Source organism: Alkalihalophilus marmarensis DSM 21297 (assembly GCF_000474275.2).
GTDB lineage: Bacteria > Bacillota > Bacilli > Bacillales > Bacillaceae_D > Alkalihalophilus > Alkalihalophilus marmarensis.
Window position 1 is genome coordinate 1 of sequence record NZ_ATAE01000026.1, and the last position, 15,056, is coordinate 15,056.

General features: G+C 39.5%; 14 protein-coding genes. 4 read left to right on the top strand and 10 right to left on the bottom strand.

Annotated features, from left to right (window positions below; genetic code table 11):
• Positions 1-112 precede the first annotated feature (112 nt).
• The gene (locus tag A33I_RS08670) at positions 113-2,623 is read right to left on the bottom strand and encodes a transglycosylase domain-containing protein (protein ID WP_022628078.1); all 2,511 of its coding nucleotides are present in this window, start codon (positions 2,621-2,623) and stop codon (positions 113-115) included.
• Between the two features lie 485 nt (positions 2,624-3,108).
• Here A33I_RS08670 and A33I_RS08675 point away from each other — a divergent pair, with 485 nt between their 5' ends.
• Complete coding sequence (locus tag A33I_RS08675; protein ID WP_022628079.1) at positions 3,109-4,137, top strand: peptidoglycan-binding protein; 1,029 nt, start codon at positions 3,109-3,111, stop codon at positions 4,135-4,137.
• A gap of 43 nt (positions 4,138-4,180) precedes the next feature.
• Here the strand turns inward: A33I_RS08675 and A33I_RS08680 are convergent, their stop codons facing one another.
• A complete protein-coding gene (locus tag A33I_RS08680; protein ID WP_022628080.1) occupies positions 4,181-4,375 on the bottom strand; it encodes a hypothetical protein in 195 nt (64 codons plus the stop codon).
• 100 nt (positions 4,376-4,475) lie between these two features.
• Between A33I_RS08680 and A33I_RS08685 the strand changes: the two genes are divergently transcribed.
• Positions 4,476-4,871, top strand: coding sequence for a GNAT family N-acetyltransferase (locus A33I_RS08685; RefSeq protein WP_022628081.1), 396 nt, complete (start codon positions 4,476-4,478; stop codon positions 4,869-4,871).
• A 49-nt stretch (positions 4,872-4,920) separates the two neighbouring features.
• On the opposite strand, the gene ald is transcribed toward A33I_RS08685, so the two are convergent.
• Complete coding sequence (gene ald / locus A33I_RS08690; RefSeq protein ID WP_022628082.1) at positions 4,921-6,048, bottom strand: alanine dehydrogenase; 1,128 nt, start codon at positions 6,046-6,048, stop codon at positions 4,921-4,923.
• A 326-nt stretch (positions 6,049-6,374) separates the two neighbouring features.
• On the opposite strand from ald, the gene A33I_RS08695 reads away from it, so the two are divergent.
• Complete coding sequence (locus A33I_RS08695) at positions 6,375-6,806, top strand: DUF2621 family protein (protein WP_022628083.1); 432 nt, start codon at positions 6,375-6,377, stop codon at positions 6,804-6,806.
• 51 nt (positions 6,807-6,857) lie between these two features.
• Here A33I_RS08695 and A33I_RS08700 read toward each other — a convergent pair whose 3' ends face one another.
• Positions 6,858-7,367 carry a CcdC family protein gene (locus tag A33I_RS08700; protein ID WP_022628084.1) on the bottom strand — a complete coding sequence of 170 codons (510 nt, stop codon included), beginning with the start codon at positions 7,365-7,367 and terminating at the stop codon, positions 6,858-6,860.
• Between the two features lie 229 nt (positions 7,368-7,596).
• Here A33I_RS08700 and A33I_RS08705 point away from each other — a divergent pair, with 229 nt between their 5' ends.
• The gene (locus A33I_RS08705) at positions 7,597-7,848 is read left to right on the top strand and encodes an aspartyl-phosphate phosphatase Spo0E family protein (RefSeq protein ID WP_022628085.1); all 252 of its coding nucleotides are present in this window, start codon (positions 7,597-7,599) and stop codon (positions 7,846-7,848) included.
• A gap of 32 nt (positions 7,849-7,880) precedes the next feature.
• Here A33I_RS08705 and A33I_RS08710 read toward each other — a convergent pair whose 3' ends face one another.
• The 6 genes from A33I_RS08710 to A33I_RS08735 all read right to left on the bottom strand — a co-directional run bounded on the left by A33I_RS08710 (position 7,881) and on the right by A33I_RS08735 (position 14,999).
• Positions 7,881-9,671 carry an ABC transporter ATP-binding protein gene (locus A33I_RS08710; RefSeq protein ID WP_022628086.1) on the bottom strand — a complete coding sequence of 597 codons (1,791 nt, stop codon included), beginning with the start codon at positions 9,669-9,671 and terminating at the stop codon, positions 7,881-7,883.
• Positions 9,671-11,425, bottom strand: coding sequence for an ABC transporter transmembrane domain-containing protein (locus tag A33I_RS08715; protein WP_022628087.1), 1,755 nt, complete (start codon positions 11,423-11,425; stop codon positions 9,671-9,673). Before A33I_RS08715 ends, A33I_RS08710 begins: the two co-directional genes overlap by 1 nt.
• Positions 11,426-11,624: 199 nt before the next feature.
• Positions 11,625-11,843: a YneF family protein gene (locus tag A33I_RS08720; protein WP_012959284.1), complete on the bottom strand. Its 219-nt coding sequence runs from the start codon at positions 11,841-11,843 to the stop codon at positions 11,625-11,627.
• Between the two features lie 123 nt (positions 11,844-11,966).
• The gene (gene sirA / locus A33I_RS08725; protein WP_022628088.1) at positions 11,967-12,407 is read right to left on the bottom strand and encodes a sporulation inhibitor of replication protein SirA; all 441 of its coding nucleotides are present in this window, start codon (positions 12,405-12,407) and stop codon (positions 11,967-11,969) included.
• A gap of 140 nt (positions 12,408-12,547) precedes the next feature.
• Positions 12,548-14,545, bottom strand: coding sequence for a transketolase (gene tkt, locus A33I_RS08730; RefSeq protein ID WP_022628089.1), 1,998 nt, complete (start codon positions 14,543-14,545; stop codon positions 12,548-12,550).
• Between the two features lie 211 nt (positions 14,546-14,756).
• Positions 14,757-14,999 carry a DUF896 domain-containing protein gene (locus A33I_RS08735; RefSeq protein ID WP_022628091.1) on the bottom strand — a complete coding sequence of 81 codons (243 nt, stop codon included), beginning with the start codon at positions 14,997-14,999 and terminating at the stop codon, positions 14,757-14,759.
• Positions 15,000-15,056: the final 57 nt, after the last annotated feature.

A 15,056-nucleotide genomic window follows, 5' to 3' on the forward strand; every position in this document is an offset into this window, starting at 1 on the left:
AAGCCCTATGGAATACAGAGCTAAAGCCGCTTAAATCCTTTTTATTATTTCCACTGTCTACTTGACAGGGGGCAGTTCATTATAGATTGTGAAGGGCTTTTCTCACTTTTATTTAATTATCTTCTTCCTCGCTATCACTGTCGCTTTCTTCACTGTCAGACTCATCATCTGAGCTGGAAGAACTTGATTCATGGTTTTCCTCGTCTTTTTCCTCTTCTTTCTCATCCTCTTTTTCCTGCTTTTTCTCCTCCTTCTCTTCTTTCTCTTCCTTCTCTTCTTTCTTTTCTTCTTCTACATTGTCTTCTTCATCAGACCCTTGCTCATCGTCATTTGAGGAATCATTCGGCTCTTCATTTGATTCATCGTCACTTGGGTCAACTTCAATATTCAACCCGTCCTCATCGACGACCTCACTCTCATTCTCATCGTTATCGGTCTCTTGCTGTTCTTCTTCTCTACGTTCTCTTTCTTCTGATCTTTCACGTTCTCTTCTTTGTTGTTCCTGTTTAGCTCTTTCTTCCTCTCGAGCTTCTTTTTGCTTTTTCTCCCATTCATCTTCTACTAGACTGTAAGCATCTTTAACAGTGGTCCCAGTGACAAATAGTTCTGTTACGAGATCACTTCTAGAAGAACTCGAGTCTGCACGTTCACCCGTTGAAGTATCTATTGTAATTTCTTCAACCGAATCAGGTTTTGCAAACTCTCCTGTTTCTTCATTTACCATACCGCTCATCACTTCACGGAAGATATGCTGAGCGATCTGACGGTCTTCTCTTGTTTTAATATAACTATTCTCATCAATCCTTGGATATCCTGTCCAAACTGCAGCTGTATAATTGGAAGTATAACCGGCGAACCAAACATCAGGGACGCCCTCATCAATATTGTATTTTTGCTTTGTTTCTTCATTAAAGTTGGTCGTACCAGTCTTACCGGCAACCGGCACTCCGCCAATGGCTGCGACCTGCCCTGTTCCTTCTTCTACTACACTCTTTAACATATCTGTTACCATGTAAGCCGTGTAATCACTCATTGCTTGAACTCCTTCAGGCTGCATGTTTATTTCTCTGCCGTCTGGAAAAACAACTTTTCTGACTGTATGCGGCTCATTATACGTCCCTTCATTTGCAAAGGCTGAATACGCACCTGCTAAGTCAAGTGGTGAAATCCCTTCATCAAATGACCCTAGAGCATAGGACTCATAGACAGAACCTTCAATATCAATCCCGATGTTTCTCGCAAATTCCTGGGCTTTATCTGCACCAACTTCTTGGAATGTCTTAACGGCTGGAATATTCCAGCTTTGTGTTAGGGCTTCCCTTATAGACATCATCCCGTGATATTGCCCATTATAGTTACGGATTACTTGATCACTGCCTGTATACGTCATTTCCTCATCTACAATTTGCTGATAGGTTGACCATTTCAAATGTTCAATTGCAGGTCCGTAACTTAAAATTGGTTTAATTGTAGACCCTGGCGAGCGTTTAATATGAGTAGCATAATTGGAACGGTTCTCACCAGCTTCTTGATTACGACCTCCGCCAATGGCTTTAATTTCACCTGTACGGTTATCGACCACCGTTACTCCAGCCTGGAATCTGTCATCAGGATATTGAACAAATTGATCGGAGTTAAGCACCTCTTCTACATGTGATTGAGCATCCGCATCATATGTTGTATAAATTTTTAACCCTCCGTTGTAGATCATCGAAGGCGTTAACTCTTCAATTTGTTCTAATTCTCTATACACTTGGTCCATAAACGCATCAGAAATCGATTCATCTTCTGAGCCTTTTTCTAACATATCTACTACCGGCATTCTTCTTTCTTCATCGTATTCTTCCTCTGTAATAAATCCATGTTCATGCATCACATACAGTACGGTATTTCGTCTTTCTTCAGCAAGGTCTGGATTTTGATAAGGGTCATATCCAGATGGACGCTGAGGAAGGCCTGCTAATAAGGCAGCTTCATTAATCGTCAGCTCATCCACTTCTTTATTAAAGTAAGCCTCAGCTGCTGTAACAATCCCGTAAGCACCATTTCCGAAATATATTTTATTTAAATAGAGTTCTAGAATCTCATCTTTTGTATAATGTCTTTCAAGTTCAAGGGCTAGATAGGCTTCTTGTACCTTTCGTGTCATTGATTTCTCCGCAGTTAAAAGTGAATTCTTCACTACTTGCTGAGTGATTGTACTTCCCCCTTCTGCTCCGAAACCATTCGTAATGTTAGAGACAACCGCCCCTCCAATACGTCTTATATCAAGTCCTGAATGATCATGGAAGCGAACATCTTCAATTGCTATAAACGCATCCTTCACATGATCAGGCACTTCTTCAATAGACATTGACTGCCTGTTTTCTCCATTACTTAAAGCAATAATCTCCTCGTTATTATGGTCATACAGAGTAGATGAGTTTGCGAATGCAAACGTCTCATCATTGATCTCTGGAGCACTTTGAACTAAACCATAAATTGTGAAGCTTCCAACCGCTCCTGCTATCACAAAGAGAACAGTTAAAACAGCTGCAATTTTAAATAATAGCCCGCTTCCTCTTTTATGTTTCCTTTTCTTTAGCTTCCTCTTTTCTACCCTTGTTTCAGGTTTATCAGCCATAAACCCTTCCCCCACTTTCAATATTTAGATAGTCGATTATTCGTTCCCTCTTTCAAGCAAGGTAAAACCTTGTAAAATATGGTTTTAGACAAGATTTACGTATAAAGGAGGATCATCATCTGACTCGATTTCCACTTTACGTTTTCGTAGTATAATATGTAGAGAGTTGAAAAATCTATCGAAACGTGAGCTTTTTGATCGTTTTTTGCATTTACTCTTATTTATAAAAATAATGCTCAAATCTATTGATATATAAAGGATAAAGGTGTAAGGACCTTAAAAATACCATGGTTTTACACCTTATTTCTTTGTTATTTTCTCACAAACGCATACATATTTTGGCGATCTTGCCACTGTTTATCTCGTAGCAATTTCATATATTACAAGTATATTGCAGTTTGATTAAGTAAACCGAGAATACTTGCCTAACTCATTTGATAGCTGTTACGATTACTAGCGTTGAACGAAGTAAGGAGGTATTCACTTTGAAAAAACAAACCAATTCAAAGCTTTTACGAAACTTCGGACTACCGCTTGCTACAGCTGGCGTGCTCCTATTTGCATCACCAGCCATTTCAGAGGCAAGTGACTTAGGAAGCAATCTCTTACACAAAGGCGTAGATGGCGAGAGTGTCCAAGTAGTTCAAGAACTCTTGCATGAAAAAGGCTTATTAGATGAAGCCGCTATAACAGGAACATTTTCAAAAGAAACATTTGATGCTGTTTCCACATATCAAGAAAAACATAACTTAGTAGTAGACGGGATTGCCGGTCCGCAAACAGTAGGTGCGATGAAAGTTCTAGAAAAAGGTGACGAAGGGGTATTAGTAGAAGACCTTCAACATCAATTAGTAGATCTAGGTTTCTATGAAGGAAATAAAGATGGCTTGTATGGTCCATTAACACAAGCAGCTGTTAAAGGTTTTCAAAAAGCTCAAGGAATTTCTGTAGACGGCATTGCCGGTCCTGAGACTTACTCTAACCTTTACTATTCAAATCCGGCCGGTAATCAAAAGGTTCCAGAGCCACAAACTCCTGTAGAAGAAGCTCCAGTTGAAACAGCTCCTGAAGTACAAGAGCCTGCTGAAGCTCCTGCTCAAGCTGAAGAAACGACAGAAGAGCCTGCTGCTGAAGAAACACAAGCAGAGGAGCCTGAAGCAGTAGAAGAACCTGCTGTCGAAGAAGCTGAAGAAACAACTGCTTCTGCCCCTGCAGAAAGCGAACAAGCAACATTTGAGATGGAAGCAACAGCGTACACTGCTTATTGTGAAGGGTGTTCTGGTGTAACAGCTACTGGAATCGACTTACGCGAAAACCCTAACAAAAAAGTAGTTGCAGTTGATCCTGACGTTATCCCTCTTGGATCACGTGTTCATGTAGAAGGATACGGCGAAGCAATTGCTGGAGATACTGGCGGCGCTATTCAAGGCCATAAAGTAGACTTGCACATGGCAACGAAAGAAGAAGCTATTAACTTTGGCCGTCAAACAGTCACAGTAACTGTATTAGATTAATATATGTAAAAAAGCACATCTGCCTATTGCAGATGTGCTTTTTCTATTTTGTCCAGCCCGGTTCATACGTATAAATGGCAGCCCCGCCATGCTGAGCATTCCCTCTAAAGCTTTTTACATCGTCCTGTGCTACTAATACCGAGCGAAAATCCAGGAAATCTTCTTTTGTCACCGTGTAAGATTCTATCTCCTTATTTCGTAATTGTTCAAGAATCGATTGTGCTTCTTCTTTCGTCAAAGGATTCTCCCCCTGCCTTTATCTGAATATTATGTTATAGTTAAGGATAATAAACAACGTACGATACTATTAAACTAAAGAACGGGGTGTATGTAAACCTATGATTACATATGAAGTGAATCGAGCGATATCTGCTGAGCAATTAGCTGATCTTTTTAAGCGTTCAACAATTAAACGGCCACATGAAGATACAGCCCGGCTCACTAAGATGATCGAGGCCTCCCCTCTTCTAATTACCGCGTGGGACGGGGAGCATTTAACAGGCGCAGCCCGTTCGCTGACCGATTTCTCCTATTGCTGTTATTTGTCTGATTTAGCCGTAGATGAACATTATCAACAGAAAGGAATCGGACGTGAATTAATCGAGCGAACGAGAGAAGAAATCGGAGTTGAATGCTCGCTGATTTTACTCTCATCCCCTGCAGCTCTTGATTATTATCCTAAGGTTGGTTTTAAAAAAGCAAATCACGCCTACTATATTCAACGGAAACAATAAAAGTCAGAGGATTCATATCCCCTGACTTTTTTATTTGCCAGATGTGTTTTTATGACTGTAGTGTTTTTAATGCTTCACGAGGAGCTAAGTACTCATACCCTAAATCACGAGCTACTGCTTCGTATGTGACAGTTCCTCCAGCTGTATTAAGTCCAAGCTCTAAAGCAGGATTTTCTTCGATTGCACGATGTACACCTTTATTAGCAATTTGGAGCGCATAAGGGATTGTCACATTCGTTAATGCAATCGTTGAGGTGCGCGGGACTGCTCCTGGCATATTAGCAACTGCGTAATGAACAACATCATGTTTTGTATAGGTCGGTTCATCATGTGTGGTGATACGGTCTACCGTCTCAATAATTCCGCCTTGGTCAATCGCCACATCGACAACCACTGACCCCGCCTTCATCGACTTAATCATTTCTTCTGTAACAAGCTTAGGTGCTTTCGCTCCAGGAATCAGCACCGCACCAATCACTAAATCTGATTCAGCTACCGCTTCTGCAATATTCAGCGGGTTCGACATCATCGTTTGAATATCAGTTCCATATAAGTCATCTAATTGTCTTAGGCGCTCAGGACTTAAATCCATAATCGTTACATCTGCCCCAAGACCCATCGCAATCTTAGCAGCATTCGTTCCAACAACACCCCCGCCAATGACTGTTACTTTTCCACGTTTTACACCAGGCACGCCTGATAATAAAATCCCTTTTCCACCTTTAGGCTTTTCGAGGAATTGAGCACCAATTTGAGACGCCATACGGCCAGCTACCTCACTCATTGGAGTAAGTAATGGAAGAGTTCGTCCCACTTGAACAGTTTCATACGCAATAGCCGTTACTTCTTTTTCAACTAATGCTTTTGCAAGCTCGGCTTCAGCTGCTAAGTGCAAGTATGTGAATAGAATAAGACCTTTCCTGAAATAAGCATATTCAGATGGGAGCGGCTCTTTCACTTTCATAATCATATCTGCTTTTTCCCAAATAGCAGCAGGGTCAGCTTCAATTTCAGCACCAGCTTGAACATATTGCTCATCACTAAATCCGCTTCCAATACCTGCATTTTTCTCGATTAATACATGATGCCCTGCCTGAACGAGCGTCATCACACTTGCAGGGGTCATCGCCACACGATTTTCATTGTTTTTTATTTCCATAGGTACACCAATTAACATGTAGACATCCTCCTTTGAACTCTTCAACATTTTCTTATTCTCAGTATAATCATTCTTAGTCAAACTGACCTTGTGGAAAATAATCAAACAACTCTGTCTCTTTTTGTATTTTTCCACAAATCACAAACTATTACTTCACAAATGTAAAAATTAAGATGATACCTGTTCTACCTTTCCCATTTTCGCCTTCCTCTACCTATTCTATCCCCTCATTCAACTGCCTTTTTACATTTTGTCAGCTTTTAAGGAGAAAAATTGGACACCAATAGCAGTTTTAAGTTGTTTATGGTAGGATAGAATCGATACGTAGAAGAGGTGAGAATAAAATGCCTACTTGGTTTATGTGGTTTATCGTACTATGGACCATCTTTTTGATTACAGTGATGTTTATCGGCGGATATTTCATGTTCCGTAAATTTCTTAAGCGTCTGCCTAAAGAAGATGGAAAAAGTATTCTAGATTGGCAAGACTACTATATCGAGAAGACGATTCATTTATGGGACGCAGAACAAAAAGCATTATTAAATGACTTAGTTGAACCCGTTCCTGAGTTGTTTCGAGACGTCGCTAAAGGAAAAATTGCGGGGAAGATCGGTGAGCTTGTATTAGAAGAAAATGCGAGTGTCTTAACCCAAGATTATATTATCCGAGGATACATTCTAGCTACGCCTAAACGTGATCATAAATTTTTAAAGAAAAAGTTAAAAGAAAAAGAAATCGATATGACACCATACAAACAATTGCTAGAATCATCTTAAACAAAGAACTCGCTCAATAGAGCGAGTTCTTTGTTTAAATTCGTATTCGTTTTATGTTTCCGCAGGTACGATTATTTTTTTAGGTGGATTATTTATTAATTCTGCTTCAAGTTTTCGATAGGATCGATACATCGAAATCCGCCACGGAATAATCATTCCATAGGCAAGTAAAAAGAACATGCCAGCGAGCTCTTCAAATTGAACAGCGTCCCCAATGATCAGTTTAAACGTAATTCGAGCAACTAATAGACCGACTAATATAAATGCAAACGCTTTTGAACGTTTTAAATAAATTTGATTGCGCTTAATTTCAAAATTAGAGGTTTTTATTAATAATATGGAAAAAATCATACCGACAGCTAATGCCTCAATCACCTGCCACCAAGCAGGGCGAGCTGGTTCATAGAGAAACATCAAAAAACCAGTAGACATAAAAATCGGAGGTAGAATAATTTTTTTTGCAGAAGCTGGACGTTTCGTTGCCTTAAGTCGAATAATAATAGCTAGAGTGGCCATTATAGCTGCCCCGATTGTTGACAATAATATATACGTATCACTCAATTTAGCTCACTCCTTTCTCATGAGCGTACCCATCCCTTTAAACATACCTTAAAGCGTCCTCTCTTTCAAACATTATTCAAATATTTAATAAAAAAAACTCCTTTTTGACAAACAAAAACGAAATACTCCCTTCTCTTATACTTAGGATTTCCCTTCCAAATAATTCAGATTGTGTTTACACGAGGAGAAGATTATGATATATGTAAGCGATTCGTGGAGGGTTGCACCTATGACAAAAAGGCAGCTAGAGGATTCATTAAATAAACAAACTAGAAATTTTAAAGAAGACTCAGTTCAGGCCGCAAATGAGAAAGTAACCGAAGAATCCATTGAAGCATCGATCGAAGAAAAACGGAACGAATTGATTAAAGTTGGGACGAGCAACGGTCTTCATTCTAAAAAAGCCGTTGAAGTAAGTCAGCAGCTAGACCAATTGTTAAATGAATACGATCGCTTACTAAAAGAGAAAATGACAAAATAGAACCGACTTAGCAGATGCCAAGTCGGTTATTTTTAACTTAGTTTAATTTTTTCATTAGACCCTTTTTGCAGGAGGTACATTTTGTGATAGAGACCTTCTCTTTTTAACAGCTCTTCGTGATTACCTCGTTCAACAATCTCTCCTTGATGGAGGACCAAAATTTGATCTGCATCTTTAATGGTTGATAATCTGTGAGCAATCGCAATCGTCGTTCTTCCCTCTTGCATTTTTCTAAGTGCCATTTGGATCGCTTCTTCTGTTTCTGTATCTACATTTGCCGTTGCTTCATCTAAAATGAGTACTTTTGGATTAGTGGCCATCGTTCTTGCAAATGATAAAAGCTGACGCTGTCCACTTGATAGCGTTGAACCACGTTCTGCTAAAACTGTGTCATATTGATTTGGCAAACGTTGAATAAATTCATCCGCCTGAACAAATTCTGCTGAAGCACGCACTTGTTCATCGCTAATACCATCCCGGTTCAACCGAATATTATGTGCGATCGTCCCCGTATATAAAAATGGATCTTGCAGTACGAGTCCGACCTCTCTTCTTAGTTCCTCATTAGGATAACTGTATAACGATTTGCCATCGATGATAATATCACCTTTACATAATGGATAGAATCGCATGAGCAGATTAATAATGGAACTTTTTCCGCTTCCGGTATGTCCGACCAGCGCAACCGTTTCTCCTTTTTTAACTGTAAATGAGATATTCTTTAACACATCCGTTTTCCCGTCGTAAGAAAAAGTCAAGTCACGAAATGTAATATCCCCTTGTTCGATTTTATGAGGATCTCTCCCCTGTTGGCTCGGTGCATAATCTTGATGGTCCATCAGTTTAAACACTCGTCCTGCTGAAACAATTGCCTGCTGAAATAAGGACAATCTCATCATCATTTGGTTAACTGGTTCAAAAAAGCGATCTAAGTAATTAACAAATGCATAAATAACCCCGATCTCAACAGGACTGACAAAGGATGTCACACCAAAATAGCTTAGCACTAAGATTAATGCGAGAATAGAGATAAGATCCACCATCGGCCGAAGTAGCAGCCCATCTAATTTCATGCTCTTCATACCAGCATCTAAATGTTCATCATTGACCCGCGAAAACTCTTTTCGCAACCGTTTTTCCTGCCTGAACATTTGAATAATCGCCATACCTTGAATCGATTCATTCATTTTCGCATTTAGTTGGCTTAACTTTTCACTCATATCCGCATAAAACGTTGAGCTCCATTTACGGTAGAGATGCATTAAGCCAAGCAAGATAGGAATTAAAAATAAGCAGTATAGCGCAAGTGTAGTATTTAAATAAAACATCGCTACAAAAACACCGATTAAAAACATGATGTTTTGGACAAAAGTTGCTAATACCGTTACATACAGCTCCTTGATTGATTCTGTATCATTGGTAATGCGAGAAATCAGCCCCCCTGCAGGAGTTTTATCAAAGAAAGCCAGCCCTAAACGCTCTACATTACTAAATACATCGACTCGCAGCTGTTGAATAATTCTAAGAGATACTTTTTGAAACAAAAAGGATTGAAAATAATTAACAAACACTGAAGAGATATGCAAACTTAGATACAGAACTGCTAAAAGTACAAGTTCATTAGTCGGAAAAACTTGTGGTGTGAGATAATCATCGATAAAAATCTTGACTAAAATAGGGCCCATTAGTTCCGCAGCTGTAGCAAGAAGCAGCAATGTAAAAGCAATCGATAACGTTTTAGCATGCGGCTTTGCATAGCCTAAGAGACGATAGAGGACCTGCCGTTGTTCTTTCTCTGTTAATACACGGTCTTTATGTTCCATTACTCCTCGCCACCTCCCCTGACTACAGACTCTAGCTGCTGTTGTTCATACATGCTGCGATACCATCCTTCTTCATTCATCAATTCTTCATGAACACCCCGCTCTATTACTTTTCCATCTGCTAAAACAAGTATTAAATCTGCATGTTTAATTGCACTTAAGCGATGGGCTGTAATAATCGTAGTTTTTCCTCGTCGGCTTTCTCTAAGCGACTTTAATATTTGTTCTTCTGTCTTTGCATCAACAGCTGATAAAGAATCATCCAATATAAGAATGTTAGGATCAGAGATAAGCGCTCTTGCTATCGAAATACGCTGCTTTTGACCTCCAGAGAGTGTCACTCCTCGCTCTCCAACAATTGTATCGTACCCTTGATCAAATCGAGTGATATCCTCGTGAATGTTTGCTAGTTTACAAGCTTGAACAATCTCTTTGAAACTAGCATCAGGCTTTGCAAATGCTACATTATCAGCAATCGTAGCTGAGAAAAGGAAATGTTCTTGCGGTACGAGTCCGAATGCTTTCTTTAATGCATCAAGGGAGTATTCATTTATTGAACGTTCATTAATTCTTATCGATCCATTTGAGACATCATACTCTCGCTGCAGCAATTTTATCAATGTAGACTTACCACTGCCTGTTTTTCCTACAATCCCGAGTGTTTGACCTTCTTTTAAAGTGAAATGCAGATCAGTCAATGCATTTTTATCTGTACCTGGGTATGCATAGGAGTTTAAGGAAACATCAATGTCTCCTTTTGCGACCGTATCAACTGTCGCCAGAACATCAGTAATATCTTGCTTTTCGCTTAACAAATGCTTAATACGATCATATGAAGCTCTTCCACGTTCAACAATGTTAAACAGCCATCCAAAGGCAAGCATTGGCCAAATCAACAGACCAAGATAGATGGTAAAACTCGTTAACTGGCCGATAGTCATTTCATCAGCGATCACATAACGCGCGCCAAATACAACAGCAAGAAAATAAGACAGCCCGACAATCAATGAAATTGTTGGATCAAACAAAGCATCTACTTTGGCAACCGAAACATTTTTTTTGACAACTTGCTCCGATTGCGCACGAAACCCTTCTATTTCACGTTCCTCTTGACCAAAAGCTTTTGCCACTCTGACCCCAGTAATACTTTCCTGTACATTGTCATTCAAATCAGAAAAAGCTGCTTGAGCCACATGAAATCTTTTATGAAGCAATGTTCCATAATAACTTGTTAAAAGCGCCATAAACGGCATCGGGATCAAACTGATCAATGTTAACTCCCAGCTGATGGTGAAGGCCATCGTTAAAATAACAAAGCCTCCCATTGTCAGAGAATCCACTAAAGTAAGCACACCTTGCCCTGCCGTCGCTTGTACAGCTCTAATATCATTTGTAGCATGCGCCATTAAATCGCCAGTCCGCTGTTTTTGATAAAATTTACTCGACATATTTGTGAAGTGTTCATATAACTGATTTCTTAAAAGACGGGCTAAGCGAATCGCCGCCCCAAAAATCATAATCCTCCATACAAAACGAAGCACATAGACGATGAGCCCTACACCTAGTAAAACTCCAACCCATGAAAGCAAGGTTGCTGTCGTCAACGTCTGCTCAGCAATATGATCCACAATCACACCCACTATATACGGGGGTAATAAGGTGAAAATAGAAACAAATGCTAATACTAAGATACCCAACCCATAAGAAACACGTTCACGTTTGAAAAACCACCACAAGTCTTTAAATACAGACATCTTACAAATTTCCTCCCCCAAAAAAACCGAAAGTAATTAATATTCCGTAAATTAAATGGATACGTATATGATAAATATTACATATTTCATCCACCTTTCTCATGTATTGGAGCTGCTATCTTATTTCCTTTTTATGTATGTAGCATAACATCTTTTTACAGTAGAAAAACACCCCAATTTGAGGTGCTTGTCCGATACATTATTTCGTTTGTTGCTTTTGCATTGCTTTCATCATCTGATTTATCTTCTTTTGTGATGGATTTTGACCCATTTGCATCATCATCACTCGAAGCATTTGCTCATTAATTGGCGGGTTCTTCTTTAGATAAGACATCATCGTCTTACGTGCAATAAAGAAACCGATAGCAACACCCGCAAGTACTGCGATCGTGTAGCCTAAAATATGAATCCATGGCATACGTCCAACGTCCTCCTTCAAACAAAATAAACCGTTCAAGCTTAGCCTGAATCAACCTACATTATTATATCGTAACGAGACCGTTTTTAAAAGCTCCTTATGAAATTTGTTCCTATTTGTCGCTTAGACAAACTTAACTTGCTTAATAGGATTAAGCCATCCAAAACGATGAGTTTCAAAATTGATGGCAAAAAAACAAGGGTCTATTTTTCTCAGCACTTCAAAAAACATCGTTTCTGCTTCAATTTCACCAGTCGACGTTAATGATAAGTGTTCCTTATGGATCAGTAATTCAGCGCAACTTTCAGGTTGGGCAAGGTCAAGCACATGGATATGTTTATTTACTTTATAGGAGGATAAATTTGAAAAAGCAGCCATCATTTTTTGCTGCAACAACAAACCAGGCATCGGCTTTGAAATATACTCTATCTGCAAATCAATAATTTGCTTTTGTTCAGATGAAGCCATCGTTCTTTCTAAAAATAAATGAAATAGTTTTGACTCTTGTCCAAAATAGTGCTGCGCAACGTCCTCTTCTAGTAAAAACAATTGATAATGTCTCATTCGCTGCACCCCTTTCATTCATCTCTTTACGATAAGTATAGGGGATGCTTCCTAAAATCATTGTCTTAAACTGGCGAGGAATTTCACTAGTTTTGTCGAAGAAAAAGACCGCCTAAACAAGAGGCGGTCTTCATCATTCATTATTTATTTAATAACACTTTTGCTTTAGCAACCACATTATCTACAGTAAAGCCATACTCCTGCATAATGCGATCTCCTGGTGCTGATGCTCCAAATTGATCAATTGCAAGTACATCGCCGTGATCCCCAACATATTTATGCCAGCCAAGAGATGCTCCCATTTCAATACCTAAACGAGCTTTTACATTTGGAGAAATAACTTCATCCTTGTATTCTTTTGGCTGTGCTTCAAAGCGATCCCAGCTTGGCATGCTGATAACAGATGCATGAATGCCTTCTTTTTCAAGCACTGCTTGCGCTTCTACTGCTAGAGGAACCTCTGAACCAGAGGCTAATAAAAGTAAGTCTGCATCTCCGTTTGCATGAGATACAATATAAGCACCTTTTTTTACACCTTCATAAGCCGTTTCTTTGGTTCCTTCAATAGTAGGAAGGTTTTGACGAGTAAGAACTAATGCTGTTGGTGTATCTTTTGATTCAAGCGCTAACTTCCACGCTGCAACCGTTTCATTGCTGTCACCAGGACGAACAACAGATAAACCAGGCATTGCACGAAGAGCTGCTAATTGCTCAACAGGCTCATGTGTCGGACCATCTTCACCTACAGCAATACTATCATGTGTAAAGACATAAATGACTGGAAGATTCATTAATGCAGATAGGCGGATAGCCGGACGCAGGTAGTCAGAGAACACAAAGAATGTTGCTCCGAATACTTTCACTCCACCGTGCAGAGCCATACCATTTACAGCTGCACCCATCGCAAATTCACGAACACCAAACCACACATTGCGGCCGCTGTAATCTTCACGAGTAAAGTCACCAAGATCTTTCATCATTGTTTTATTTGAAGATGCTAAGTCAGCTGAACCTCCGATAAGTTGAGGAACATGTTTAGCGAATGCATTTAATGCCTCACCTGATGATGCACGAGTTGCTACGCTTGACCCGACTTCATATATTGGAGCATCTTGATCCCAGCCCTCAGGAAGTTCACCTTTAACAGCTGACTCGAATTGTGCAGCAAGCTCAGGATAAGCCTCTTTATATGTTGCAAATAACTCATTCCAGCTTTCTTCCGCTTTTGCACCTTGTTCTTTCACATTATTATAAAACTCTTTAACGTCTTCAGGAATGTGGAAATCTCCATCACCTTCCCATTTATATGCTTCACGTGTAAGCTTTACTTCATCAGCACCAAGCGGAGCTCCGTGAGAAGCTGATTTACCAGATTTGTTTGGAGAGCCGTAGCCGATCACCGTCTTCACTTCAATTAACGTAGGACGATCATCTTCTTTAGCCGCTTTAACCGCGCGGTTAATTTCATCAATATTATTTCCGTCTTCCACACGAATAACTTGCCATCCGTATGCTTTATAACGATCTTCAACGCTCTCTGAGAATGAACGGTTTAATTCACCATCAAGTGAAATATCATTTGAATCATACATTACAATAAGGCGGCCTAACTTTAAGTGTCCTGCTAGTGATGCTGCTTCTGCAGAAACACCCTCCATTAAATCTCCATCTCCACAAATACTGTATGTGTAATGATCAACGATGTTGTACCCATCACGATTATATGTACTAGCTAAATGACGTTCTGCCATTGCCATCCCTACTGCCATTGCCACACCTTGTCCTAACGGGCCGGTAGTAGCTTCTACTCCAGGAGTATGTCCAAATTCAGGGTGACCAGGTGTCTTACTTCCCCATTGACGGAATGATTGTAAGTCTTCTAGAGAAACATCGTATCCAGTCAAGTGGAGAAGGCTGTAAAGCAGCATAGATCCATGACCAGCAGATAATACAAAGCGATCACGGTTTGCCCAATCAGGGTTTGAAGGATTATGCTGCATATATTTTGTCCAGAGACTAAATGCCATCGGAGCTGCACCCATTGGCATACCTGGATGACCTGAGTTCGCTTTTTCAATACTATCAATTGATAATGTGCGAATGGTATTAATTGCTTTTAATTCAACATTTGTTGACATGATTTCGTTCATCCTTTCCGTTACTGAAAACGTTGTATTCGTGTTTCATCATATACTTTCTTGCCCGTTTTAACAAGCGGATTCGACAAATTCTCACCGGTTTGTTGCATTTTACACTCACCTTACTATTTCTCAACTACAGAAGTCTTATCCTATATATAAGAGGTGTTTTTATAGAAAAAGAAAAACCCTCTTTATAAAAAAGAGAGTTTTAATGGGTAAAGCCGCCGTTCTTCTTTTGTTTACTATCTTTCAATGCTTGAGGTGTCACATCATTTCCCTCTTCATCTACTACTTTTACGGAGTGCAGCTGATTTTTGAAGGATTTACGGAACGTTTGGATATATTCTTTTCTAAGAGCTTGCTGCTCTTTTTCCTCTGATTTCGTTAAGCCTGTTGATTTTGATCGTTTAGAAAGCTCATTAATTCTAGCAATCTTATCTTTTGATAGCATTTGATTCACCACCTTTAAAATGAACACGCGTAAATATGATCACATTTAAAATGTACA

Bases quoted from the DNA above. Each gene is read 5' to 3' on its own strand.
- A33I_RS08670 (WP_022628078.1), bottom strand. From the start codon at position 2,623: ATGGCTGATAAACCTGAAACAAGGGTAGAAAAGAGGAAGCTAAAGAAA.
- A33I_RS08685 (WP_022628081.1), top strand. From the start codon at position 4,476: ATGATTACATATGAAGTGAATCGAGCGATATCTGCTGAGCAATTAGCT.
- ald (WP_022628082.1), bottom strand. From the start codon at position 6,048: ATGTTAATTGGTGTACCTATGGAAATAAAAAACAATGAAAATCGTGTG.
- A33I_RS08695 (WP_022628083.1), top strand. From the start codon at position 6,375: ATGCCTACTTGGTTTATGTGGTTTATCGTACTATGGACCATCTTTTTG.
- A33I_RS08705 (WP_022628085.1), top strand. From the start codon at position 7,597: ATGACAAAAAGGCAGCTAGAGGATTCATTAAATAAACAAACTAGAAAT.
- A33I_RS08710 (WP_022628086.1), bottom strand. From the start codon at position 9,671: ATGGAACATAAAGACCGTGTATTAACAGAGAAAGAACAACGGCAGGTC.
- A33I_RS08715 (WP_022628087.1), bottom strand. From the start codon at position 11,425: ATGTCTGTATTTAAAGACTTGTGGTGGTTTTTCAAACGTGAACGTGTT.
- A33I_RS08720 (WP_012959284.1), bottom strand. From the start codon at position 11,843: ATGCCATGGATTCATATTTTAGGCTACACGATCGCAGTACTTGCGGGT.
- sirA (WP_022628088.1), bottom strand. From the start codon at position 12,407: ATGAGACATTATCAATTGTTTTTACTAGAAGAGGACGTTGCGCAGCAC.
- tkt (WP_022628089.1), bottom strand. From the start codon at position 14,545: ATGTCAACAAATGTTGAATTAAAAGCAATTAATACCATTCGCACATTA.
- A33I_RS08735 (WP_022628091.1), bottom strand. From the start codon at position 14,999: ATGCTATCAAAAGATAAGATTGCTAGAATTAATGAGCTTTCTAAACGA.